Origin of the sequence: Vibrio sp. MOR3, assembly GCF_001557775.1 — a bacterium.
Taxonomy (GTDB): Bacteria; Pseudomonadota; Gammaproteobacteria; order Enterobacterales; family Vibrionaceae; genus Vibrio; species Vibrio jasicida.
The window spans coordinates 208862-234946 of record NZ_LNRD01000003.1; the positions used below are offsets into that span (position 1 = coordinate 208862).

Sequence of the window (26085 nt, forward strand, 5' to 3'; positions counted from 1 at the left end):
CATTAGCCTCCTACTATGGCCAAAGCAATAGAACCACAAAGGCCGCCTAACAAAGCGCCAATGATGATGTCAGTGAAAAAATGCACCCCGAGCAAAACGCGCGACGTGCCAATTAAGCTCGCCCACACAAAGGCGAAAGTTCCAAGCTCTGGGTAAAAATGATTGATGATGGTCGCCATCACAAAACCAGCAGCCGTGTGTCCAGAAGGTAAGCTGTAGCGATCTGAAGGGGTAATAAAAGCAGGAAGCATTGCGCTCAGTTCTTCGGGCCGACGTCGTTTAAAGCTGTTCTTTAACGTCCAATAAATCGGGAGCTCGATAGCAAATGCAATCAGACCAGCGAGTAAAAACCACTGCCCTTGCTGTTGATCTAAAAACCAGGCTAATAAGCCAAGCACAACATAAAGGTGCCCATCTCCGCTGTGTGAGACCCCTTTACTGATGTTGGCGACCTGTTGATTAAAACGGTGCTGTAAGCACACACTAGAAAACGCCAAATCGAACTTAGCGATAGTGGCGATTGGCTGTGAAATTGTCTCTAAAGCTCGCATGTTACTTCCCTTTACTTTGACAATACCTTTGTATGAAAAGTAGGTGCTGAAAGTGACAGCTACATGACGAGAATTTGGACAATTGATGACAAATGATGTTTCAGAGAGAGAGGGGAAAAGCCTGAAGAGGCATAGGTTTCAGTGACACAATATTGGTATCACTGAAGATTCAAAATGGTAGGCGTTGCGAATTACGATCGATCCGAGCTCTCAGCTGGCGCATCGATATACCAGATTTTTCTCTGCTTGCGACAGGCTCGAAGCGAGCCTGTGGTGATATTGCCATTTTTGGTCAGTTCGTAACTGAGATCACGACAGGTGTAACTACCGAACAACTCATTATCTTTTGGCTTATCTACCGATGAAGTTTCGTCACTTAACAGAGGGTTAGGTTTGATAGAAAGAATATCGCGATTCACGACATTGCTGCGAGCATAGTCTTTATGGACATAACCTCTGATCAGGCCTTTTTGTTCAACCAACAACCAAGGTTCTCCTTCCACTTTGGCAATCGCGTTAAACACTTCACCTTTTGTTAGCTCCCCCAACTTCTCTCCATCTAAGCTAGGATTAGATCGCAAGTTAAGTGTGGTTTTCGAACGATAAGAGACATCCATAAACTCTAACGTTTTTGATGTGTCCACACCCTCAACGACGGGACGGCTGACTTCAGCCTCTTTCCATTGATTTGGCTGAACACGAATCTTCCACCATGTGTAAGTGTCCGGGTCTTTACCTTTAAACTTATCGCGGTTATCTGATTCCAATGCCACCAGCATTTGATTTAAAAAGGACTCGCGTCCATCTTCACTTAAATACTGATCCATTTGATGATTAATCACCATGACACTTTGGGCATGATCATTTCTCATCACAGAAGAAGCCGTTGCTTCAGCCAATCCAAACTGAAGCAGCTGACAGCCAGACAGAGAAAGTACCGCTATCGCCAGTGTCGAACGTCCGAGTTGTTTCGCGAAATCCATCAATCCTCAACCTATTTGCTTGTAAAATCCATCCATGCAACCGCTCTACTATAAAACGCTCTAATGGAATTAGGCTAATCAATTAACCCCTTTGTGTGATAGCTCGCAAAGCGTGCGGTATAAAACTTCTCTCTCTATTACTCTTCTCATGATTAAGACTTGCTCGAATACAATTTTCCACGCACTAATAAGTGTGCAAAAAAAAGCGGCTACCAAAGTAACCGCTTTTCGACTCGTTAATGGTTGGTTGAAGTTCGGTTCCACACTTCTGTTGACCAGGTGTTATTGCTTCGCTCTCGCTGTACGATTCCCTTGCTATCGTAGCTATCAACCTGTCGTTGCCATTCCGTCATCTCACCCAGTTTTGTCCCTGCTTCATCAAAATACTCTGATGTGCTGTAGCTAAACTGCTGACATACTTCGGCTTGATATTGCTGGCCGTCCACATCGTAATTAATCGTTTTCTTGCCCGCGTAGGTTTGGCTGTACATCACGTTACCAGTGCGCCAATCAACGAGCTGGTCGTCATCACTATCGCTGCCATACTGGGTTGAAGGATCATGGATTGAGAATTGACTGTACGTAACATTAGGAATTCGATAATAAGCATTTTCGCTCCACGCTAGTTGCTTAGTCGTTCGAGAACCCCATTTAATATCAACATCACTATTCGGCTCATACCCTTCAACGCCCAACCAATCTCCGTTTTGACCACGATGGTAGTGCTCTTTAAACCAGGCGGTACTATCGAGTAAAATCGCAAACAGTTGCTCCAGACGAACATTCATGTCATTCCACTGATAGTTTTCATTCACTAACAGGTGCCACTCGTAATTCGCCTCCTGCTCAACATACTCATCAAACTCATTGAAGCGAGAGCGCTGCATTCGGTAGGTGTTGATATCGCCAACCTCAGCGACATATTCACCCTCTTCTAGAGAAGCCAAACATTGCTCGAATGTGGCGAACTCACCTTCTGGGACTCTAGAGAGTATCGGGTCTTTACCATAAGCTTGATGATTGATGGTAAAGCCTTCCAATTGCTTGACGTAGTTACTCCATCCCCAAACAGGCGTCACTTTTGCCTCGTCAGCATACTCCATGTATGAACGTTCACTTTTCACCACCAGATTTTGGCTAGCGGTGTAATTTGTCGTTGTCTCTGAAATATATACTGGCACAGGCTCGTTGCTGCCATCGTTGTCTACAAAGGCATAGTTGCCCTCATTCCCTGAAATACACACTTCAACGAGAGTGCCATCCACATTTAAAATGTCTTTTCCTTTGTAGAACAAAGTGGTGGCGTCTTGATTAAAAGTTGGAGACTCGACATCGGTGTTCCATTTATGAATACGAGTGTAATCAACAACTAGTGGAGTATTGAGTACCACGTCGTGCTCTTGCTGAATCGTAGGGACAAAACCCCACCAACGATAGTAGGTGTCATGTAAACCGTAATACATACCGCTTACCGCGTCGGTATACTCTAACTCTGCAATCGGATCCCATTCACTGACAGCACCACCAAAATCCGGTGTCACTTGGGTAACATGGAAAGTTCGATCCGACAGTAATCCATTAGATAAGCCTGATTGCTGGCCAAGTAAGATTTCGGTTTGAGAAAACTGTTGGGTGTCACCATTGTTCATTTCTCGCTTAATGGAATAAAGCTTACTGTCTCGCCTTTCATCAATCCCCACTGTAGAGAACTGATTCTCAGGTAAAGAAGCAACACATTGCGCTAACGTATTCGGTATGTTGAGGGCTTCAAGTGGTTGGTTATCTTCAGCATCTAAGTAACCATCACCATCATCATCGTTGTCAGCATTGTTACCAATTCCATCCCCATCGGTATCGAGTGTTTCCGTCGGGTCGTTTGGCAAAGCATCAGCATTATCGCCTACACCATCTTTATCACTGTCTTTCGATTCTGAGGCATCACTTGGGAAGGCATCATTGTTGTCACCAACACCGTCCTTATCGCTGTCTTTAGATTCTGATGCATCATTTGGGAAAGCGTCGCTGTTGTCGCCAACTCCGTCTTTGTCACTGTCTTTAGATTCTGTCGCATCAGTTGGGAACACATCGCTATTGTCACCAACGCCATCTTTATCGCTGTCTTTAGATTCTGATGCGTCAGTTGGGAAAGCATCACTATTGTTGCCGACACCGTCTTTATCGCTATCTTTAGATTCTGATGCATCAGTTGGGAAAACATCGCTATTGTCACCAACGCCATCTTTGTCACTGTCTTTAGACTCTAATGGATCATTTGGAAAGGCATCGTTATTGTCACCAACACCATCCGTATCACTGTCTTTAGACTCTGAGGCATCATTTGGGAAGGCATCGCTGTTATCACCGACACCATCTTTATCGCTGTCTTTCGTTTCTGAGGGATCGTTAGGGAAAGCATCTGCATTATCGCCCACAGCGTCTTTGTCTGTATCTTTGCTCTCACTTGGGTCGAGAGGGAAAACGTCTTGATTATCCCCAACCTTATCACCGTCGGTGTCGTACCATTCAGTATCATCATTAGGAAAGGCATCAAGCGCATCAATAATAAGATCGCCATCGCTGTCATGAGTGGAAACGAGCATCAGCTCATTCGTTTCAGGATCTTTAATCACGATATGATCATCACCAGCATTCTCGACCAAAAGGTTCACTTGCTCAGAATCTGCGATAATGTTTTGGGCTTGTTCAAGCTCTTGAACGGAGGCAGGCATAGCACCAGAAGCAACTAAAGAGACCGCACTTTTTTGTACTTTCTTCGCCTCTTCTGTTTGAGATGCAATATAGTCAGAAACCACCGATGCTTCACTTACCCCAAGAGCTTGTGCAACCTCGCTTACTGCCTGCTGATAAGCATCCGCTTCACTAGCATTGGTAACGCCCATGCGCATTTTAGCTTCAACCAATGTCGTTAATGGCGTAACAACCTTGCCCTGATAAGCGACCATCAACAGATCTTCAGCAATGGGTTTACCATGATCTACGTCGATCGCGATACCTGCTTCAGCAAAGGTGATGAGTTGGTAGTCGTTAATGTCATCGATTTGAGTCAGATCCAGAGAAACCGCACCAGTTTCATCAGTGGTACCACTTACCTCTCCGTCTTCCAAAATGTAGTTAACGCTGTCTTTTCTTTCTAACCATACTTTTGCATTTTGAATGTAGCCATCTATCACCTTAACGGTTAACACATTGTCGGTAACCGTTGGCTGATTGGAATCGTCACCACCACAAGCAGAGAGAACCAAAGCACTACTGATCGCCAACGCAACTCGGGATTTATAAAACATAACTCACCATCCTTGATTAATTTGCCCTCCATTTTAAATATCTCTCCGCCAGTCGTAACACATTCACTAAACTAATAACAAGAACTCGATCGAAAAGAACTAAGAAATATTACGTAACTAAAACTCAGTAAAACAAACGGTTACATTTAGTATCAAAGCGCAATAAACACCTGCATTTAAAGCTATTATGAGACTGAAAAGTCGCACCCTCTGAGCAACATAAAAACGATTCACGCTGCGAATAGCCGCCAACGCTTGAGTCCTCCTAAAAGCCATTAACAGAAATCCACTCATCCGATATGAATAAAAAATCGACTTTAGGGTTGACGTGTTCCATTGAGTGCGGTACTAATTTGTTAACTTAATTTTGTGGAATGCTTAACAACTATGTCAGCACGTTTTTCTATCCTGCTTAGCCTCCTCCTGATCGTGACCAATTCGCGCGGGTAGGCTGTGGAAGAAAAATAACCACACCAATTTCTAAGAAACCCGCATGCAAATGCGGGTTTTTTTATATCTAAATACCGGAAGTAAACGATTAAATTGCACGAAAAGTGCAGAAATCATGAAGGAAGCAAACATGAACGATCAGGTCATTATATTCGACACCACATTGCGTGATGGCGAACAAGCGTTGTCAGCAAGCTTGACGGTTAAAGAAAAACTGCAGATTGCCTATGCGCTGGAAAGGCTAGGCGTTGATGTTATCGAAGCGGGCTTTCCTGTTTCTTCTCCAGGTGATTTCGAATCCGTACAAACCATTGCAAAACACATCAAAAACAGCCGAGTTTGTGCCCTTTCGCGTGCCGTTGCGAAAGATATCGATGCTGCTGCTGAAGCGCTAAAAGTCGCGGACGCATTTCGAATCCACACTTTCATCTCAACTTCGACTGTTCACGTTCAAGACAAACTACGCCGTAGCTACGACGATGTTGTAGAAATGGGCGTAAAAGCCGTAAAACATGCGCGTAACTACACCGATGACGTTGAGTTTTCTTGCGAAGACGCAGGTCGTACGCCAATCGACAACCTGTGCCGCATGGTTGAAGCGGCTATCGATGCTGGCGCAAGCACCATCAATATCCCAGATACCGTTGGCTACACAGTTCCAAGTGAATTTGGCGGCATCATTGAGACGCTATTCAACCGCGTACCAAACATCGACAAAGCGATCATCTCTGTTCACTGCCACGATGACTTGGGCATGTCTGTTGCCAACTCTATCGCTGCCGTGCAAGCGGGTGCTCGTCAGGTAGAAGGGACTATCAACGGCATCGGTGAGCGTGCGGGTAACTGTTCTCTTGAAGAAATCGCGATGATCCTAAAAACGCGCCAAGAATTCATGGGCGTGCACACGGGCCTAAAACACGACGAAATCCATCGCACCAGCAAGTTGGTCAGCCAGCTTTGTAACATGCCAATCCAGAGCAACAAGGCGATCGTTGGTGCCAACGCATTTAGCCACTCTTCAGGTATTCACCAAGATGGCATGCTGAAGAACAAGAACACTTACGAGATCATGACGCCTGAGTCGATTGGTCTTAAGAACCAAGCATTGAACCTAACCAGTCGCAGTGGCCGTGCTGCGGTTAAGAGTCACATGGACGCAATGGGCTACAAAGAAGAAGAGTACAACCTAGATGCGTTGTACGAAGACTTCTTGAAGCTTGCTGACCGCAAAGGTCAGGTGTTCGACTACGATCTAGAAGCACTAATGCACTTCTCGAACTTGCGTGAAGAAGACGACTTCTACAAGTTGAACTACCTAAGCGTGCAATCTGGCAGCGTAATGGCAACCACCAGCGTCAAAATGCAATGTGGCGATGAAGAAATGTGTGAAGCTGCTGTCGGTAATGGCCCAGTTGATGCGCTATACCAATGTATCTACCGCGTGACAGGTTACGAGATCGTCCTAGACAAGTTCGACCTAACGGCAAAAGGCGAAGGTGAAGACGGTCTTGGTCAAGCAGACATTATCGCTAACTACAAAGGCCGTAAGTACCACGGTACTGGCGTTTCTACCGACATTGTAGAAGCATCTGGCCAAGCGCTATTACACGTTATCAACAGCATTCATCGTGCCGATAAGATTGAAGAGATGAAGCAAAAGAGAATTGCGACGGTTTAATCATTAATTCAAGGAGCTTGAGTCCCGCAACGCAGGCTCCAACCAAATTCGTTTTAGACAAGCTCAAAAAATTTAGAAAATTTAAAGGATTAGCATGACAGACAAATCATACAAAATTGCCGTTTTACCAGGCGACGGCATCGGCCCAGAAGTAATGGCGCAAGCACATAAAGTGTTGGATGCAATCGAAAAGAAGCACGGCATTGCGTTTGAGCGTGACGAGCACGATGTAGGTGGTATCGCGATCGATAATCACGGTTGCCCACTTCCAGAAAGCACAGTAAAAGCGTGTGAAGAGTCTGATGCAGTCCTATTCGGCTCAGTTGGCGGTCCTAAGTGGGAACACTTGCCACCAAATGACCAACCTGAACGCGGTGCCCTACTACCACTACGCAAGCACTTCCAACTGTTCTGTAACCTACGCCCAGCGCAAATTCACTCAGGTCTTGAAGCTTTCTCACCACTGCGTGCAGACATCTCCGGTCGTGGTTTTGATATCGTTGTTGTTCGTGAACTGACGGGCGGCATCTACTTCGGCCAACCGAAAGGTCGTGAAGGTGAAGGTCCAACAGAGAAAGCGTTCGACACTGAGGTGTACCACCGCTACGAAATCGAACGTATTGCAAAAATTGCCTTTGAGTCTGCTCGTCTACGTCGCAAGAAAGTGTGCTCTATCGACAAAGCGAACGTTCTACAAAGTTCTATCTTATGGCGTGAAGTGGTCGAAGAAATCGCAAAAGACTACCCAGATGTCGAGCTGTCACACATGTACATTGATAACGCGACTATGCAGCTTATCAAAGACCCTGCTCAGTTCGACGTAATGCTATGTTCAAACATCTTCGGCGACATCATTTCTGATGAGTGCGCGATGATCACTGGCTCTATGGGTATGTTGCCTTCAGCGAGCCTAAACGAAAGCAAATTCGGTCTGTACGAGCCAGCAGGCGGCAGTGCACCAGATATCGCAGGTAAGAACATCGCTAACCCAGTGGCACAAATCCTATCTGCTGCACTGATGCTGCGTTACAGCCTAGGTGAAGAAACGGCGGCACAAGACATCGAAACGGCCGTTTCAAAAGCACTATCAGCGGGTGAGCTAACGGGTGACCTTGCTGGTGACAACCCAGCACTTTCGACGTCTGAGATGGGCGATAAAATCGCTGAGTACATCTTAAACTCTTAATACAAAACAGATTCATAATAAATACTAAATCCTCGGTCAACCAATGGCTTTCCTCTAAGTCATTGGTGCAATAGCAAGGCAGCAAGCCCATTTATCTTAAGGCGTTTAGTTCGCTAAATAACTGGATAAATGGGTGTCGCCAACGCAGTTATTACGGCAAAGGCAACGAGGAAAGGAAGCAAACAATGGGCAAAACATTATACGAAAAAGTCTACGACGCACACGTTGCCGTCGCAGCAGAAGGGGAAAACCCAATCTTGTACATCGACCGTCACTTGGTACATGAAGTGACGTCTCCGCAAGCATTTGACGGCTTGCGTGAAAAAGGTCGAAAAGTGCGTCAGGTCAGCAAAACTTTTGCCACCATGGACCACAACGTTTCGACAACCACCAAAGACATCAACGCATCCGGTGAGATGGCTCGTATCCAGATGGAAACGCTATCGAAAAACTGTGAAGAGTTTGGTGTTACGCTTTACGACATCAACCACAAATACCAAGGCATTGTGCACGTCATGGGCCCAGAGCTTGGTATTACCCTGCCGGGCATGACCATTGTTTGTGGCGACTCGCACACTGCTACACACGGTGCATTCGGCTCTCTCGCTTTTGGTATTGGTACATCTGAAGTTGAGCACGTATTAGCAACTCAAACGCTAAAACAAGCCCGCGCTAAAACGATGAAGATTGAAGTGAGAGGCAAAGTAACTCCTGGTATCACCGCTAAAGACATCGTACTTGCGATCATCGGTGAAACCACAGCTGCTGGCGGAACAGGCTACGTGGTTGAATTCTGCGGTGAAGCGATCACAGACCTTTCAATGGAAGGCCGTATGACCGTGTGTAACATGGCGATTGAGCTAGGTGCTAAAGCCGGTCTAATTGCGCCAGATGAAACCACATTCAAGTACATCAAAGGCCGCAAATTCTCACCTCAAGGTGCCGATTTTGATGCAGCAGTAGAATACTGGAAGACATTGAAAACGGACGATGATGCCCAGTTTGATGCAGTTGTGACGCTAAACGCAGCAGACATTAAGCCACAAGTCACTTGGGGAACTAACCCAGGCCAAGTGATCGCGGTAGATCAACCGATCCCAGCACCAGAAAGCTTTACCGACCCAGTAGAGAAAGCTTCTGCTGAAAAAGCATTGGCATACATGGGCCTAGAAGCAGGCAAAGCTCTTTCTGATTACAACGTCGATAAAGTCTTCGTTGGCTCTTGCACCAACTCTCGCATTGAAGACATGCGCGCAGCCGCAGAAGTGGCGAAAGGTCGCAAAGTCGCGTCTCACGTTCAAGCGCTAATCGTTCCTGGCTCTGAGCAAGTAAAAGCGCAAGCAGAAGCGGAAGGCTTGGACGTTATCTTTAAAGAAGCGGGCTTTGAGTGGCGCCTACCGGGTTGTTCGATGTGTCTAGCAATGAACAACGACCGTTTGGGGCCTCATGAGCGCTGTGCGTCTACTTCAAACCGTAACTTTGAAGGTCGCCAAGGCCGTGATGGCCGTACCCACTTGGTTAGCCCTGCGATGGCAGCGGCAGCGGCAATTGCTGGTCACTTTGTTGATATTCGTGAGTTGGATTAGGTTAAGGAGAGAACAGATGTCAGGTTTTAAACAACACACAGGCTTAGTTGTTCCTCTAGATGCAGCGAACGTAGATACTGATGCCATCATTCCAAAACAGTTCCTACAAAAGGTCTCTCGCCTAGGGTTTGGTAAGCACCTATTCCATGACTGGCGATTCCTAGATGATGCTGGCGAACAACCGAACCCAGAGTTCGTGATGAACGCTCCTCGCTACAAAGGCGCTTCTATCCTGCTAGCGCGTGAAAACTTCGGCTGTGGTTCATCTCGTGAACACGCACCGTGGGCACTAGCGGATTACGGCATCAAAGCGATGATCGCACCAAGCTTTGCCGATATTTTTTACGGTAACTCGATCAACAACCAAATGGTGCCAGTTCGTTTGACTGAGCAAGAAGTGGATGAAATCTTCCAGTTTGTTGAGGCTAACGAAGGCGCAGAAGTGGAAGTGGACCTAGAAGCGAATGTGGTTCGTGCCAACGGCAAAGAATATGGTTTTGAAATCGATTCGTTCCGTCGTCACTGCTTACTAAACGGTTTGGACAACATTGGTTTAACCCTTCAACACGAAGATAAGATTGCCGAGTACGAAGCGAAGATCCCGAGCTTCTTAAGCTAATTAAAATCGCAATTTAAACAAATAAAAGGTTGGCTTATGCCAGCCTTTTTTCTTTTATTTTCATTGCCTCAAGAAAGAAAGTTCGCCTTATGCAGGTCTACAATATCAATAAGGTTTTAACCCAAAGGTATCTCTATGAAGCGTCTGTTATTGCTCTTGTGTGCTCTCGTTTCTTTCTCAACATTTTCCGCACCTAAATCGGATTTGTGGCCGTATTGGAAACAATCGAATCAAGCTAGCCAAACCAAGATTTCTCATCAAGAGTGGCAACAACTGCTTGATAGTTATTTAGTTAAGCAAGGTGAGAATACTTTGTTTCGCTATAGCAAAGTCACGACCTTCGACAAAGCGAAGTTAAAGCAGTACATCCAAAGGCTCGCAAAACTCGACCCTCTACAGTACAACCAAGCGGAGCAATACGCCTACTGGGTAAACCTTTACAACGCCATCACTGTCGACTTAATCCTAGATAACTATCCTGTCGAGTCGATTACCAAACTTGGTGGGCTATTTAGCTTTGGCCCTTGGGGGGATGATGTGGTCGTGGTCAATGGGAAGGATCTGACTTTAAACGATATTGAGCATCGTATTTTACGCCCGATTTGGAATGACCCAAGAACCCATTACGCGGTTAACTGTGCCAGCTTAGGATGCCCTAACCTGCAGCCTCATGCATTCACCGCTGAAAACACACAAGCTCTACTGGATAGTGCCGCTAAAACATTTATCAACAGCAGCAAAGGCGTATCTATCCAAGGTAACACGGCACAGCTGTCTTCTATTTATGATTGGTTTGCAACGGACTTTGGTGGAGAAAAACAAATCTTCAAACACATTGCAAAGTACGCACCGCAATACAAAAACTTCTCTGGCAAAGTGAAATACGAATACGATTGGACCTTAAATCAAGCTAACTAAAGAAGTTACTGATAGGCTAATACGCTTTGGGCTTCCCATAACCGAAAAGCAAAAGGACACCAGTAAACCAAACGCTGAGTATAAGAACGAGAAAAGGGCACTGAGTGCCCTTTTTGTTTTTGAAGCTTGATAGAAAACGTCCGACTACTTAAAACCTTTCACTTTCTTTATCAGATCGTAAGCATTTTGAATTTCTTGCGATTTTTCTTTTGCGACGTTCATCATCTCAGGTGGTAAGCCCTTCGCCATCAACTTATCTGGGTGATGCTCATTCATCAACTTACGGTAAGCACGCTTCACCGTTTTACTGTCCGCATCTGAGTTAACATCCAAAATCTTGTAGGCATCAGCCAACTGATCCGCTTGTGAAGCTTGTTGCCAACCAGCTGATTGGTATTGTCCCTGCTGCTGGCCATGGAAACCACCTTGGCTTTGAAAACGAAACGCGGCTTCTTGCATGTGCAGGCGACGCTCTAATTGCTCTGAAGAGAAACCTAAACCGCGGGCAATTTTATGCAGGACATTACGTTCACTCGGATGAATCGAGCCATCAGCAAACGCAGCAGAGATCTGAAGCTCCAAGAAAAATTGCAATAAATCAAAACGCCCTGCTGAAGAGATTTTCACGCGAACCAATACATCTTCAAGCGGAAAATCACTCTCTTTACCATCACGGAACGCTTCTTGTGCCGCACGACGTTGCTCGCCATGTAAACTCATACGGTCCATCATCGCAGACGCTAGTTGAATCTCTTCTTTGGTGACTTGACCTTTGGCTTTAGCCACATGTCCCATAACTGCGAATGCAGCTTTAAAAAATTCTTCCTGACGTTGTGCCTGGCTAGGACCTTTACCAAAGCCCCCCGTCGAAAAACCCGCTTGGCTTAAACGACGTGCTTTATCGAATTGATGACCGATAAATAGACCAAACAATAAACCGAATGGGCCACCGAGTAACAAGCCAAAAAAGGCACCCAAGATTTTGCCAAAAATATGCATTATGTGTTCTCTATCAATGAATTTTTATCGACGACGGCGGTCTTATAGTGCCGGACGCAACGATTTCCTTTATGATAATGGAATTAGTTTTATTACGGTCAGGCTATTTCGCCTGCTTATCTTTGCAGCTATTTTATATTGGCATTATGCCACAGCGAATCCATGCTCTGGGATAATTGCAAACTATAGTTGATTCATTTGGCTATATAGCGAGGGTACAACAAGCCCTATAGCCATCGAGTAGTAGTGACACAGGAAAGTTCAATTCAATGCAACATTTCTCCCGCACATGTTTAGCGGCCTCTATCAGCACCGCCTTGTTTGTACCCACCACTCAAGCTGAAGCGAATATCCATGATAGTGTGCAGGAAATGCCCACCACAGATCAATGTTTGGTCGAGACAAGTGGTGAGGAGGACGCGCTTAATTCCCCAGTGGTTGTTCAAGCTGATAGTCTACAAGCCATCAATGGCGATAAGGCTCAGTACTCTGGCAACGTAGAAGTTACGCAAGGTCCAAAGAAAATCACCGCCGATAGCGTAACGCTTCATCAACAAGATAACGTGGTCGTGGCAGAAGGCAATGTAACCTTCAATGACGGTCAGGTTAAAGCACGTTCAGATCGTGTTACCAACGACATCAATCAAGATACGTTTTCGCTTGAAAACACCAACTACCAGTTCTTGTGCCAACAAGGTCGCGGTACCGCTGCGTACATCGCCCGTACTGGTCAGTCAGTGTATGAACTTGAAGATGGTTCGATTACCTCTTGTCCTCAAGGTGACAACTCTTGGCGCTTAGTGGCTTCGGGCATCGATGTTGATCAAGATGAAGAGACGGCAACGTTACATCACCCACGTTTTGAGATCATGGACGTCCCTGTTTTCTACGTGCCGTACATGACGATGCCAATTGGTGACACGCGTAAAACGGGCTTCCTATTCCCATCCATGTCATACGGCTCTAGCGACGGTATGGAAGTTGAACTTCCTTTCTACTGGAATATCGCGCCGCAATACGACATGACACTTACTCCGCTCTACATGCAGAAACGTGGCACCAAGCTTGACTCTGATTTCCGTTACCTAACCGAAGGTTGGGGTGACGGTGAAATCAAAGGCGAGTACATGAGCAGCGACAAACGCTACGAGGACGAATCTCGTTGGGGTTACCAATTCAAACACGATGGCATCATCAACAAACAGTGGGTAGTCAGTGTTGATTACTCAAAAGTGAGTGACATCGACTACTTCCGTGACCTGGATTCTGACATTGGTAACCGAGAAGACGGCCAATTGCTTCAAGAAGGCGAAGTACAGTACCGTTCAGACTTCTGGGACGCCTCTTTGTCTGTCCGAGATTTCCAGATACTTTTGAAAGAAGAAAACCAACCGTACCGTCTATTGCCGCAGCTGGACTTGAACTACTACACCCCACTTTTGGGTAACTACGTCAACTTTGACGTGAAGAGCCAGATCAGCCGTTTTGACACTGACGATACAGCGAAGCCTGACGCGACTCGTGTGCACGTAGAGCCAGGCCTCACGATTCCTCTATCAAACTCTTGGGCGACATGGACCACAGAAGCTCGCGTATTATCGACCTACTACTCCCAAGATCTGAGTGGCTTAACAGACACCGATCTAAGAAATCAACTCGATGAGACCGTATCGCGTGTTATTCCAGAATTCCGCACACATGCTCAGATGTACTTGGAGCGTGATACCAGCTGGATAGAAGGCTACACACAAACATTGGAACCACAGCTTCAGTATTTGTATGTACCAGATGAAGACCAAACTAACATCTACAACTACGATACGACGTTACTGCAAACTGACTACTACGGTCTATTCCGCAGTCGTAAATACAGTGGTATCGATAAAATCGCGTCAGCAAACCAGTTAAGCTACGGTGCAAGTACGCGTTTCTTTGATGATGATTACAAAGAACGTCTTAACGTTTCGTTTGGTCAGATCTACTACTTCGATAAGAAAACCAAGATCAGCAATAATCCGAGCCTACCGGATGAGACCTCAAACTACTCATCATGGGCGGTTGAAACTGATTTCAACTACAACGATTACTTGTTCTATCACGGTGGTATCCAGTATGACATCGACCTGAGCTCGATGCAGTTGGCGAACAGCACTCTGGAATACCAATTTAACGGTGGCTTCATTCAAGGTAACTACCGTTACGTTACTCGTGAATACATTGAAGATACGATCATTCTCGAAAACCTCGACACAATCACTCGTAAAGGTATTTCACAAGCAGGTATCGTAGCCGCGTATGAATTCAACCCGAGTTGGTCGGCAAGCGGCCAGTACTACTACGACTTAAACGAAAACATCGATATGGAATGGCTTGCCAGCCTCCGCTACCAATCAGATTGTTGGTACTTCGGTCTAACTTACTCAAACCAATTATTGGGCTGGGATGACAAAGCAATCGGAAGCGACGGTGCTTCTCCAGAATACGAAAACAACATCAGCGTTAACTTCGGTATTCAAGGCTTTGCCACCAATCAACGTGCGATTACCGCAGAAAAAGAACTTGATGGTTCGGACAACGCGATCAAATACGGTCGTCCATTCTATTTGAACAATTAATCGAATTGAGCGTCTTAACTACTAGTAAGACGCTCAACTCTATAATACTGACGGAATTTTAAATGAAAATTTGGAAATCAATCATCTTCACAACCCTATTCTCTTTAGGTGTTAATGCTGCACCTGTAGAGCTTGATCAGGTTGCTGTTATCGTCAACGACGGTGTGATTTTACAAAGCGACATCAACACTGCAATGAAAACACTTCAAGCTAATGCTCGTCAGAGCGGTAAGAGCTTACCTTCAGCAAGCGTGTTGAAAGACCAAGTGGTTGAGAAACTGATCATTGATACGCTTCAAGGTCAAGAGGCTGAACGTATCGGCGTACGAATTGATGACAACCGCTTGAATCAAGCGATTGCAGAAATCGCTCGTAACAACAACCAAAGCGTTGAGCAACTTGCCGCCTCTGTCCAAGCTGAAGGGTTAAGCTACTCTGAATTCCGCGAACAAATTCGTAAAGAGATCGCCGCGTCTGAAGCTCGTAATGCGCTTGTACGTCGTCGTATCAACATTCTCCCAGCGGAAGTCGATAGCCTAGCAGAACAACTTGCAACAGAAACCAACGCAACCGTTCAATACAAAATCGGTCATATCCAATTGCGTTTCTCTGACGATAAAGACAAGTCAGAAGTCGAAGCAGAAGCGAATGCATTAGTGAAAAAATTGAAAGATGGTGCGGATTTCTCGCAAATGGCCTACACCTACTCAAAAGGTCCAAAAGCCTTGCAAGGTGGTGACTGGGGTTGGATGCGTAAAGAAGAAATGCCAACTATCTTCGCAGACCAAATCAAAATGCAAAACAAAGGCAGCATCATTGGTCCATTCCGCAGCGGTATTGGCTTCCACATCCTAAAAGTAGAAGATGTAAAAGGCCTAGAAACAGTCGCGGTCACAGAAGTCAATGCTCGACATATTCTGATCAAACCGACCGTTATCCTAAGCGATGATGGTGCGAAGAAGCAGCTAAATGAATTCATTCGTCGCATTAAAGCGGGTGAAGCAACCTTTGCTCAATTGGCAACACAATACAGCCAAGATCCAGGTTCTGCAGCACAAGACGGTGAACTGGGCTACCAAACACCAGACCTATACGTACCAGAATTTAAACACCAAGTTGAAACATTGCCTGTAGGTTCAATCAGTGAACCATTCAAAACTGTACACGGCTGGCACATTGTTGAAGTTTTAGACCGTCGTCAAGTTGACCGCACTGACTCAGCAATGAAAAACAAAGCCTACCGCATTCTTTTCAACCGTAAGTTTAACGAAGAAGCAGGCGCATGGATGCAAGAACTACGAGCAAGCGCGTTTGTTGAAATCGTGGATAACAATGATGGCAACTAATTCGATTCGAAGAATCGTCGTAACCGCAGGGGAACCTGCGGGGATCGGCCCTGATTTGGTGCTGGCCTTATCAAAGGAAGACTGGGCGCACCAAATCGTCGTTTGTGCAGACAAGAATGTCTTAGCAGAAAGAGCTAAACAGCTCGGCATAGACGTTCAACTGTTTGATTACAATCCAGAAGAAGCACCAAAAGCGCAACAAGCTGGCACATTAATCGTAGACCACATTGAAATCGCTGAAACCGCGGTTGCAGGTCAACTTAATGAAGCCAACGGCCACTACGTATTAAAAACGTTAGAAAGAGCCGCTTTTGGCTGTATGAATGATGAATTTGATGCTATTGTCACCGGCCCTGTACATAAGGGGGTGATAAATCGCTCAGGTGTTGCATTCAGTGGTCACACTGAATTCTTTGCTGAAAAGTCCAATACACCATTGGTCGTGATGATGTTAGCGACTGAAGGACTGCGAGTGGCACTCGTCACCACGCATATTCCTCTGGCTTACGTATCAAAAGCCGTTACGGAAGAGCGATTAGAAAAAATCATCGATATTCTTCATAAAGATCTTGTAGAAAAATTTGCCATCTCGCAACCAAACATCTATGTTTGCGGGCTAAATCCACATGCGGGAGAAGATGGCTGTTTAGGTCGCGAAGAGATCGAAACCATCACTCCGACATTGGAAAAGATTCGACAAGAAAAAGGAATCAATCTGATTGGCCCTTTGCCGGCAGATACCATTTTCAATGAAAAGTATTTAAACGATGCTGATGCTGTTTTAGGTATGTACCACGATCAAGTGTTGCCTGTATTAAAATACAAAGGCTTTGGTCGTTCAGTAAACATTACACTTGGTCTACCATTTATAAGAACCTCGGTGGATCACGGTACTGCATTAGAACTGGCAGGGACAGGTCAAGCGGATACAGGGAGCTTCCGAACAGCGCTCACGCATGCGATAGAATTGGTAGAGAAGAAACAATGAGAAATGATGTCCATTTAGGACACAAAGCGCGTAAACGTTTTGGTCAAAACTTCCTGAACGATCCATACATTATTGACGGTATCGTATCATCAATTAACCCAAGACCTGGCCAAAACCTTGTTGAGATCGGTCCAGGCCTTGGTGCAATTACAGAACCTGTGGGTCGCGAAGTCGACAAGTTCACGGTTATTGAACTCGACCGAGATCTAGCAGAACGTCTACGCAACCATCCAGAATTAGCTGACAAACTGACTATTCATGAAGGCGATGCTATGCGCTTTGACTTCACGCAGTTAGTGAAGCCAAACAACAAGCTACGTATCTTCGGTAACTTGCCATACAACATCTCGACACCATTGATGTTCCACCTATTTGAATTCCATAAAGACATTCAAGACATGCACTTTATGCTTCAAAAAGAAGTGGTAAACCGTTTAGCCGCAGGCCCAGGCAGCAAGGCTTACGGCCGCCTAACGGTAATGGCTCAGTACTACTGTAAAGTTGTACCTGTTCTAGAAGTACCACCAACAGCGTTTGTACCGCCACCGAAAGTTGATTCAGCAGTCGTACGCTTAGTGCCTTACGAAGTCCTTCCGCACCCTGCGAAAGATTTGCGTTTGTTGGAGCGCGTATGTCGCGAAGGCTTTAACCAGCGTCGTAAGACCGTTCGTAACTGCTACAAGTCGCTATTGAGTACAGAAGTATTGGAAGAGTTGGGCGTAAACCCAAGTATGCGTCCAGAAAACCTAACGCTACAACAGTTTGTCGCCATGGCGAACTGGCTTGCGGATAACCCGCAGCACCAATAACTCAAACGATGAGCCAAACCCTTCGCGGTTTGGCTTATTATTATTGAGATAATCCGTTTTTCGAGGAGTGCACATGGACGTCATTCAACCTTGCATCAAGATTCAAGTTCACACCAAATACATTGAAGAACAGTCCAACCCAGAACTGCAACGTTTTATTTTCGCCTACGTCATCACCATCAAAAACCTCAGCCAACAAACCGTACAATTACTCAGTCGTCGCTGGTTAATTACGGATTCAAATGGCAAACAAATGACGGTAGAAGGCGAAGGTGTTGTCGGACAACAGCCCTTTATTCCTAGCAATGATGAATACACCTACAGTAGCGGTACTGCATTAGAAACTCCAGTAGGTGTCATGCAAGGACACTACATGATGTTGGATGAGAAGGGACAAGAGTTTCTCACCGAAATAGACCCTTTCCGACTTGCTGTTCCCAATGTCCTAAATTAATCAGGAGAGTCAGTGGCTACCTACATCGTTGGTGACATTCAAGGCTGTTTCGATGAACTGCAACAGCTACTAGAACACGTTAATTTCTCAACTCAACACGATCAACTTTGGCTTGCTGGTGATCTGGTGGCAAGAGGGCCGAAGTCATTAGAAACACTGCGCTTTGTTAAATCCCTTGGCGACAGCGCTAAAGTTGTCCTCGGCAATCACGATCTGCACCTAATGGCGGTTTCTAAAGGCTTAAAGAGGGTGAAGGACAAAGATAAAACCGCACCTATCTTTTCCGCACCAGATAAAGATGCTCTACTCACTTGGTTAGCACAGCAACCACTCATGACGGAACACGATGAGTTCGTTATGTGTCATGCGGGCATCTCACCTTTATGGGATCTACAGACGGCTCGAGCATGTGCACGTGAGGTCGAGGCGATAATTCAGAGTGAGCAACTGCATTGGTTACTGGAAAATATGTACAGCAACCAACCTGATCTTTGGGAGGAATCTCTATCAGGCTTAGATCGCTATCGCTATACCATCAATGCATTTACCCGTATGCGCTTTTGCTTTCCCGATGGCCGCTTGGATATGGATTGTAAACTTCCACCACAAGAAGTTTCAGAAGATGAGCTTGTTCCTTGGTTTAAACTGCCACAACGTGTGCCTTTAGAAAAAGCGGTCTTATTTGGTCACTGGGCAGCACTGCAAGGCTACATTGAAGAGAGCGTTATTGGCCTTGATACGGGCTGCGTTTGGGGTGGCTCATTAACTATGATTCGCTGGGAAGATAAGCAAGTTTTCACCCAAGAAGCACTCAGTTAACAATTAGAATTAGCGGACTAGAAAACAAAAAGCACCGTATTGACGGTGCTTCTCTTATTCTAGCTGGTTATTTTTCTAGAACGGTGAAACGCATGTTATACGCATTTTTTTCATCCGCTTGATACGCTTCAGAGTATGTTTCTTTAAACTCATTCCCCCAATCTGGGAACTGAGTATCACCCTCGATTTCAGCTTCAATACGAGTGACATATAGCTTATTTGCTATTGCCAAGCATGCAGCGTAAATCGCGCCACCACCAATGATCATCACTTCTTCACTGTCACCAGCAACCTCAAGCGCCTGCTCAATCGACGTAACGGTCGTGACACCTTCAATGGAAAGTGAAGTATCACGGCTGATGACAATATTCAAACGGCCAGGTAAAGGACGTCCGATTGATTCATAAGTTTTACGTCCCATCACAACAGGCTTACCCATTGTACAACGCTTAAACCATGCAAAGTCTGCCGGAAGATGCCAAGGCATCTGGTTGTCTTTACCGATGATACGGTTGTCTGCCATCGCGGCAATCATGCTGATGATCATATTGGGTCCTTATACTATGGGTCTGCGGCGATAGAATAACAGCCCCGGAACCGCCAAGCCAACCGCTAAGCCTGCAATAATAAACATCGCCTTAAGAAAGTTCTCCATACATGTCGCAATTAACTCTGGCGAATAACCCAAGTGGTTTATCTCCACCATGGCAATCATGGCTTTAAAGGCAAATACACCGGGCACCATTGGGATCAAAGCTGCAACAGTAAAAACTTTGGGATGAGCAAGAAAACGATGCGACCAATGTACGCCGATTAAGCCAACAAGGGTCGCAGCAAAAAAGCTCGCCCACTCAATCGGCAAGCCAAAGTGCATCATCAAATAGCGACTGCCATGACCAATTGCCCCACCTACGGCACAATAAACTAAAGCGCGCTGTGGCACGTTAAACACCATGGCAAAACCCACTGCAGGAATCGCCGCAAAAAACATATCATTCAGCAGGCCAAGTGCGAGTTCAAATACACTCATTAGCTCATCCACCCCCAAATACCGGTGACTTCCATCGCTGCTACGATGCCAAGTGAAGTTGCTAATGTCAGTAGACTTGCCATGGTAAATCTCGCGATGCCCATATTGATGTGGCCTTTAAGCATGTCTGCAACGGAGTTAATCAGAGGGAAGCCCGGTACTAACATCAGGACCGAAGATGCCATTGCTACCGTAGGTAAATTACCAATTTCAAAGATCACGGCTTGAGCGGAAATCAGCGTTGTGACGAATGCTGTGGCGGCGAAATTAAGTAGAGGATTAAAATGTCGATGCCCAATCTCTTGTCTGACGATCATACCACCAGCAGAAGCGAGGAACGTCATGCCGAAGACTCCCCAATCTCCTCCAGCTAGATGACTAAAGGCAGCACAAGAAAGACCAATCATAAACACGACTAACCAGCGGTTATAGCGCTCTGGGCTGATGGTATTGAGTTTCTTCTGAGCCATTTTCACATCGAGTAAACCGCGCTCCATCATGATACAGATACGCTGAATTTGCGTAATGACACGCATGTTAATTCCACGATCGGCACAGCTTCTTGTGGTAGTAATGCAATGATCGTCCATCACCGTTGTGACCACCAAGGCATTGGCAGACAGTGCAACAGCAACATCGCTAACGCCACTCGCCAACCCAATGCGCTGCATAATATCGCTCACCAGCGTACTTTCTGCACCGTGTGCTAATAACATTTGCCCGGCTTGAGCCACGAGCCGAGAAATGGCTCTTTGATTGGACGCCGCCATAGCTTCTTCAGGCGGCATAGCTTCCGATGTCATAAATACTTCCTAAGTCCATTTATACCCAAGTAACCTCCCCCTTGGGAGGGTGTCATTGACCCCGCTCTGAATCCTACATCTTGAAGTCACTTGGGTATATTTTATTATTGTGCCGTAAAACACATCGTCTAAACATGATTTAGATACAAAAAAAGCCGCAATATACATTGCGGCTTAATGAAATAACTAGCGATTAGTCACGGACGTAAACAACGTGACCGTCGTCTTCTTCATCGTCCCAGTCATCCCAATCGTCGTCATCTTCTTCAGTGATCACGTCTTTACCAGCGATGGCATCTTTATGGTAATCATCCCACATGAAGTTCACTTTATCTTCTTCAGCAACTTCTTCCTCTTCACGAGGTAGGTTTTCCATAAAGTCAGCTAGCTTGTAGCAAAGCTCTTTAGTGCCGTTACGGTTGATTGCAGAGATCTTAAAGAACTCATCTTCCCAACCAAGCGCATCTAAGATCTCTTGGATCTTTTCATTCGCTTCTTCTTCCGGCATAAGATCAGTCTTGTTGAAGACTAACCAACGAGGTTTACCAGCAAGTTTTTCACTGTACTGCTCTAGCTCATCAATGATGGTTAGGGCATTTTGAATTGGGTCTGACTGATCAATCGGCATGATATCAATCATGTGCAGTAATACGCGACAACGCTCTAGGTGCTTAAGGAAGCGAATACCTAGACCAGCACCGTCAGCTGCGCCTTCAATTAGACCAGGAATATCAGCAACTACAAAGCTTTTCTCAGGTACGACACTCACTACACCCAAGCTTGGGATTAGCGTAGTAAATGGGTAATCTGCTACTTTTGGTTTTGCTGCTGATACTGCGCGGATAAAGGTTGATTTACCTGCGTTAGGTAGACCAAGCATACCAACATCAGCCAATAGCAATAGCTCTAGACGGATTTCACGAATTTCACCTTTAGTACCTAGCGTTCTCTGACGAGGAGCGCGGTTTACTGAAGATTTAAAACGCGTGTTACCAAGACCGTGCCAGCCGCCTTTCGCGACCATCACTTTCTTGCCGTGTTCAGCAACTTCTGCAACGATTTCATTAGTGTGGATATCAACTGCGCGCGTACCTACAGGAACACGCATTGTGATGTCTTTACCACGTTTACCCGTACAGTTACCACCACGACCATTTTCACCGCGTTCTGCTTCGTAAAAGCGTTGGAAACGGTAATCGATCAGGGTATTTAGGTTTTCATCGGCTTGGATGTATACATCACCGCCATCACCACCATCGCCGCCATCAGGGCCGCCTTTAGTGATGAATTTTTCACGCCAGAAACTTACAACGCCGCTACCGCCGTCACCAGCCTGAACTTTTACTACCGCTTCATCTACGAACTTCATCTTTTACTCCGACTACTTCGTGCGTGGATTTAATCTGACTTATCATCAAACAATTTTAGCAGATGACAGATCTAAGCACCCTGAACCTACCAACAAGGTAAAAACGAGAAACTTGAATATGTCGACTGCTACAAATAAAAAACCCCGCCGAATCGGCAGGGCTTTTGAATTCAGCTTTAAAGCTTAAATAATTAACCTAAAAGGTAAATTACTCAGCTTCGATGCTTACAAACTTACGGTTTTTAGGACCTTTAACCTCGAACTTCACTTTACCTTCAGTAAGAGCGAATAGAGTGTGGTCTTTACCGATACCTACGTTGTTACCAGCGTGGAACTTAGTACCACGTTGACGTACGATGATGTTACCTGCAAGAACAGACTCACCACCGAAACGCTTAACACCAAGGCGTTTGCTTTCTGAATCGCGGCCGTTACGAGTAGAACCACCAGCTTTTTTGTGTGCCATTGTTAAACTCTCCTAATAGATTAAGCGTTGATACCAGTGATCTTCACTTCAGTGAACCACTGACGATGACCCTGTTGCTTACGAGAGTGCTTACGACGACGGAACTTAACGATTTTAACTTTATCGCCACGACCGTGTTGTACAACTTCAGCAACAACTTTGCCGCCCTCTACAAGAGGAGCGCCAACTTTGATGTCTTCGCCGTTAGCAACAAGAAGAACTGTATCAAATTCAACAGTTGCACCAGTTTCAACGTCTAATTTCTCTAAACGAAGAGTTTGACCTTCGCTTACACGGTGTTGTTTACCACCAGATTGGAAAACAGCGTACATATTTTACTCCGCTTTTTCCGCACAGCCTTTTCATGAGGGTGTGCGCTAAACTAATCATCAATAGGGCGCAGATTCTACAGAAGAGATGCCCCTATGACAAGCCATATTTTGAAAAAATTGGCGAAAAGCTAATCGCCAAAGAAAAGTGCGGCAATCATGCCCTTTAGTAATGTATTAATCAACGTTTTTTAGTGTATTATTCGACAATTATATAAATCGAATAAGCCTTGCAGGGTCTAACTTCAGCCGGATATACGATGGATTTTAAAACTATCCAAGCGCTTACTGCCGATGACATGGCAAAAGTGAATGAAACAATTCAAGCCCAACTAAATTCTGATGTCTCTTTAATCAACCAGCTCGGTTTCTATATCGTGAGTGGTGGAGGCAAACGCTTAAGACCACTTCTGGCGATATTGTCAGCACGTGCTCTTGGTTACCAAGGTAACGGCCATACAATGGCAGCGGCGTTTATCGAGTTTATCCACACAGCAACACTGTTGCACGATGATGTGGTAGACGAATCAGACATGCGCCGTGGTAAAGCGACAGCAAACGCTGCGTTTGGTAATGCCGCTAGCGTGTTAGTTGGGGACTTTATTTATACTCGCTCATTCCAAATGATGACTGAGCTAGGATCAATGAAGATCCTTAAACTAATGAGTGACGCAGTTAATGTAATCGCAGAGGGTGAGGTTCAGCAGTTAATGAACTGCAATGATCCTGACACGACAGAAGAAAGCTACATGCAGGTCATCTACTCTAAGACCGCACGTTTGTTTGAGTCTGCAACCCAAATTGGTGCGATTCTTAACGATGCTCCTGAAGAAGTAGAAGTCGCTTTCCAAAACTACGGTAAATATTTGGGTACAGCATTCCAACTGATCGACGACGTGATGGATTACACGTCTGACGGTGAGGATATGGGTAAGAATGTTGGTGATGATTTAGCTGAAGGCAAACCAACGCTTCCTCTACTTCATGCCATGCGCAATACCACCCCAGAGAATGCACAGATGATCCGTGAGGCTATCGAAAAAGCCAACGGTATGGATCACTTGGATGACATTCTTGCTGTAATGAAAGTAGCCGGCTCACTTGAGTACACAACGCAGAAAGCACTAGAAGAAGCAGACAAAGCGATTGCAGAACTCGCAATCTTGCCAGAGTCAGAGTACAAGCAAGCGCTTATTACACTGGCTCACATGTCAGTGAACCGCACTAGTTAACGGCATAAAATAGACCCACAATAAAAAGGAAGAGCATGGCTCTTCCTTTTTGTGTACCTCAAATTCTTCTCACCGCTACCATCTAATAGTATCTATCGCAGCTATCGTGAAGCTGTGGGTTATCTTCAATTTCGTCGAAACTGACCGCCAACTGCTCTTCCGAACCTTGTTTGGCAAGAAGCACTGTCTCCGCCTCTTGATCAACCACTAAGATTGTTCCGACACCTTGTTGGCATTCCACCACCATACCTTTACGGATTCGATTGGCTTCCATCATCTTCTCCCTCACAAAGTTGTTTGATTCAGACTCTGTTACGCGAGATAAAATGAAAGGATCAAAAAAGCCGATCTAAGATCGGCTTTCTTCTTTATATAGCTTTCTCTTTGTAGAGACGCTTATTTAGCAAATTCAACACCAATGTTGATATCGCCATTTAGCGTTTCCAACATACCATCAAGTGCTGACTTCTCGTAGTCACTTAGTGCGCCATAGCTTAGAACTTCTTCTACACCGTCTTTACCCAGTTTAACTGGTTGTGCAAAGTAAGGCGCATGTTCACTGCCACCTTCCACGTATGCACATTCTACTACGCCTTCTTCACCTTGAAGTGCTCGTACTAGAGCAAGACCAAAGCGACATGCTGCTTGACCCATAGACAGAGTCGCGCTACCGCCACCCGCTTTTGCTTCAACAACTTCTGTACCCGCATTTTGGATACGTTTCGTTAGCGCTTCTACTTCTTCAGCGGTGAACTCAACACCTTCTACTTGAGATAGAAGAGGAAGAATAGTCACACCAGAGTGGCCACCGATAACAGGAACGCGAACGTCACCTGGATCTTTATCTTTTAGTTCAGCCACGAAGGTTTCTGAGCGGATAACGTCTAGCGTTGTAACACCAAACAGTTTGCGCTTATCGTACACACCGGCTTTCTTTAATACTTCCGCGGCGATTGGCACTGTGGTGTTCACTGGGTTAGTGATAATACCCACGCATGCCGTTGGACATACTACTGCAATCTTTTCTGCTAATGACTTAACGATACCAGCATTTACATTAAATAGATCAGCACGATCCATACCAGGCTTACGTGCGACACCAGCTGAGATAAGAACCACGTCAGCACCTTCTAGTGCAGGCGTTGGATCTTCACCAGCGTAACCTTTAATAGATACTGGTGTCGGGATATGGCTAAGATCTGCAGCCACACCAGGAGTTACTGGAGCAATATCATATAGGGCTAAATCTGAACCTGCAGGAAGACGGTTCTTAAGTAGAAGGGCCAGAGCTTGACCGATGCCGCCAGCGGCACCAATAACGGCTACTTTCATGTAGTTCTCCTTGAGAGTATTTCTCTTATAAACGTATTCGTAGGGTATTTTGTAACCAACTGAAATAAAGCTATCGGAATCACAACTTGATTACAATCAATTAACGCCAGCTTTGCGACCTCGCGCAACTCGCTGTTATCGTGCTACAAACAAAGGTCTGATTATTGGTTTATTCTGTTGAAATGACAAGAAATTCAATGCAATAAATAGGTCAACGA

General features: G+C 45.5%; 24 protein-coding genes. 12 read left to right on the forward strand and 12 right to left on the reverse strand.

Going from position 1 to position 26085, the window contains the following annotated elements; genetic code table 11:
* Positions 1 to 2: 2 nt before the first annotated feature.
* From ATB76_RS08255 to ATB76_RS08265, 3 genes are all read right to left on the reverse strand, one after another.
* Positions 3 to 551, reverse strand: coding sequence for a phosphatase PAP2 family protein (locus ATB76_RS08255; protein WP_038866139.1), 549 nt, complete (start codon positions 549 to 551; stop codon positions 3 to 5).
* 191 nt (positions 552 to 742) lie between these two features.
* Positions 743 to 1534 (reverse strand): SH3 domain-containing protein, encoded by a 792-nt coding sequence (locus ATB76_RS08260; protein WP_061035033.1) that lies wholly within the window; start codon positions 1532 to 1534, stop codon positions 743 to 745.
* A 236-nt stretch (positions 1535 to 1770) separates the two neighbouring features.
* The gene (locus ATB76_RS08265; RefSeq protein ID WP_061035034.1) at positions 1771 to 4839 is read right to left on the reverse strand and encodes a thrombospondin type 3 repeat-containing protein; all 3069 of its coding nucleotides are present in this window, start codon (positions 4837 to 4839) and stop codon (positions 1771 to 1773) included.
* A gap of 580 nt (positions 4840 to 5419) precedes the next feature.
* On the opposite strand from ATB76_RS08265, the gene leuA reads away from it, so the two are divergent.
* The 5 genes from leuA to ATB76_RS08290 all read left to right on the forward strand — a co-directional run bounded on the left by leuA (position 5420) and on the right by ATB76_RS08290 (position 11276).
* Complete coding sequence (leuA, locus tag ATB76_RS08270) at positions 5420 to 6967, forward strand: 2-isopropylmalate synthase (RefSeq protein ID WP_010445640.1); 1548 nt, start codon at positions 5420 to 5422, stop codon at positions 6965 to 6967.
* A 94-nt stretch (positions 6968 to 7061) separates the two neighbouring features.
* Entirely contained in the window at positions 7062 to 8153 is a 1092-nt protein-coding gene (gene leuB, locus ATB76_RS08275) for a 3-isopropylmalate dehydrogenase (protein ID WP_005430431.1), read from the forward strand.
* Between the two features lie 185 nt (positions 8154 to 8338).
* A complete protein-coding gene (gene leuC / locus ATB76_RS08280) occupies positions 8339 to 9739 on the forward strand; it encodes a 3-isopropylmalate dehydratase large subunit (protein ID WP_061035035.1) in 1401 nt (466 codons plus the stop codon).
* Positions 9740 to 9755: 16 nt separating this feature from the next.
* Positions 9756 to 10358: a 3-isopropylmalate dehydratase small subunit gene (gene leuD / locus ATB76_RS08285; protein ID WP_042599780.1), complete on the forward strand. Its 603-nt coding sequence runs from the start codon at positions 9756 to 9758 to the stop codon at positions 10356 to 10358.
* 135 nt (positions 10359 to 10493) lie between these two features.
* Positions 10494 to 11276 carry a DUF547 domain-containing protein gene (locus tag ATB76_RS08290; RefSeq protein WP_038878310.1) on the forward strand — a complete coding sequence of 261 codons (783 nt, stop codon included), beginning with the start codon at positions 10494 to 10496 and terminating at the stop codon, positions 11274 to 11276.
* Positions 11277 to 11420: 144 nt separating this feature from the next.
* On the opposite strand, the gene djlA is transcribed toward ATB76_RS08290, so the two are convergent.
* Positions 11421 to 12275, reverse strand: a complete 855-nt coding sequence (gene djlA / locus ATB76_RS08295) for a co-chaperone DjlA (RefSeq protein ID WP_038866131.1) — start codon at positions 12273 to 12275, stop codon at positions 11421 to 11423.
* Between the two features lie 269 nt (positions 12276 to 12544).
* Here djlA and lptD point away from each other — a divergent pair, with 269 nt between their 5' ends.
* The 6 genes from lptD (at position 12545) to apaH (ending at position 19306) form a co-directional block, all read left to right on the forward strand.
* Positions 12545 to 14890: an LPS assembly protein LptD gene (gene lptD, locus ATB76_RS08300; protein WP_061035036.1), complete on the forward strand. Its 2346-nt coding sequence runs from the start codon at positions 12545 to 12547 to the stop codon at positions 14888 to 14890.
* Positions 14891 to 14952: 62 nt separating this feature from the next.
* Entirely contained in the window at positions 14953 to 16236 is a 1284-nt protein-coding gene (surA, locus tag ATB76_RS08305) for a peptidylprolyl isomerase SurA (RefSeq protein ID WP_038866129.1), read from the forward strand.
* A complete protein-coding gene (gene pdxA / locus ATB76_RS08310; protein WP_061035037.1) occupies positions 16226 to 17224 on the forward strand; it encodes a 4-hydroxythreonine-4-phosphate dehydrogenase PdxA in 999 nt (332 codons plus the stop codon). Before surA ends, pdxA begins: the two co-directional genes overlap by 11 nt.
* Entirely contained in the window at positions 17221 to 18033 is an 813-nt protein-coding gene (gene rsmA / locus ATB76_RS08315; protein WP_038866127.1) for a 16S rRNA (adenine(1518)-N(6)/adenine(1519)-N(6))-dimethyltransferase RsmA, read from the forward strand. Before pdxA ends, rsmA begins: the two co-directional genes overlap by 4 nt.
* 73 nt (positions 18034 to 18106) lie before the next feature.
* A complete protein-coding gene (gene apaG / locus ATB76_RS08320) occupies positions 18107 to 18487 on the forward strand; it encodes a Co2+/Mg2+ efflux protein ApaG (protein WP_038866126.1) in 381 nt (126 codons plus the stop codon).
* 12 nt (positions 18488 to 18499) lie between these two features.
* Positions 18500 to 19306 carry a bis(5'-nucleosyl)-tetraphosphatase (symmetrical) ApaH gene (apaH, locus tag ATB76_RS08325; RefSeq protein ID WP_061035038.1) on the forward strand — a complete coding sequence of 269 codons (807 nt, stop codon included), beginning with the start codon at positions 18500 to 18502 and terminating at the stop codon, positions 19304 to 19306.
* Between the two features lie 67 nt (positions 19307 to 19373).
* Here apaH and folA read toward each other — a convergent pair whose 3' ends face one another.
* From folA to rplU, 6 genes are all read right to left on the reverse strand, one after another.
* Positions 19374 to 19853 (reverse strand): type 3 dihydrofolate reductase, encoded by a 480-nt coding sequence (folA, locus tag ATB76_RS08330; RefSeq protein ID WP_061035039.1) that lies wholly within the window; start codon positions 19851 to 19853, stop codon positions 19374 to 19376.
* 9 nt (positions 19854 to 19862) lie between these two features.
* A complete protein-coding gene (locus tag ATB76_RS08335) occupies positions 19863 to 20336 on the reverse strand; it encodes a threonine/serine exporter family protein (protein WP_038866121.1) in 474 nt (157 codons plus the stop codon).
* Positions 20336 to 21139: a threonine/serine exporter ThrE family protein gene (locus ATB76_RS08340; RefSeq protein WP_061035040.1), complete on the reverse strand. Its 804-nt coding sequence runs from the start codon at positions 21137 to 21139 to the stop codon at positions 20336 to 20338. Before ATB76_RS08340 ends, ATB76_RS08335 begins: the two co-directional genes overlap by 1 nt.
* 193 nt (positions 21140 to 21332) lie before the next feature.
* Positions 21333 to 22508, reverse strand: a complete 1176-nt coding sequence (gene cgtA / locus ATB76_RS08345) for an Obg family GTPase CgtA (RefSeq protein ID WP_038866120.1) — start codon at positions 22506 to 22508, stop codon at positions 21333 to 21335.
* Positions 22509 to 22716: 208 nt separating this feature from the next.
* The gene (gene rpmA, locus ATB76_RS08350) at positions 22717 to 22974 is read right to left on the reverse strand and encodes a 50S ribosomal protein L27 (protein ID WP_005383095.1); all 258 of its coding nucleotides are present in this window, start codon (positions 22972 to 22974) and stop codon (positions 22717 to 22719) included.
* A 20-nt stretch (positions 22975 to 22994) separates the two neighbouring features.
* A complete protein-coding gene (gene rplU / locus ATB76_RS08355; RefSeq protein ID WP_038866119.1) occupies positions 22995 to 23306 on the reverse strand; it encodes a 50S ribosomal protein L21 in 312 nt (103 codons plus the stop codon).
* Positions 23307 to 23563: 257 nt separating this feature from the next.
* On the opposite strand from rplU, the gene ispB reads away from it, so the two are divergent.
* Positions 23564 to 24535, forward strand: coding sequence for an octaprenyl diphosphate synthase (gene ispB / locus ATB76_RS08360; RefSeq protein WP_038866118.1), 972 nt, complete (start codon positions 23564 to 23566; stop codon positions 24533 to 24535).
* An 82-nt stretch (positions 24536 to 24617) separates the two neighbouring features.
* Here the strand turns inward: ispB and ATB76_RS08365 are convergent, their stop codons facing one another.
* Complete coding sequence (locus ATB76_RS08365) at positions 24618 to 24809, reverse strand: hypothetical protein (protein WP_038866116.1); 192 nt, start codon at positions 24807 to 24809, stop codon at positions 24618 to 24620.
* A 122-nt stretch (positions 24810 to 24931) separates the two neighbouring features.
* Positions 24932 to 25867, reverse strand: coding sequence for a malate dehydrogenase (gene mdh / locus ATB76_RS08370; RefSeq protein ID WP_038878319.1), 936 nt, complete (start codon positions 25865 to 25867; stop codon positions 24932 to 24934).
* Positions 25868 to 26085 lie beyond the last annotated feature (218 nt).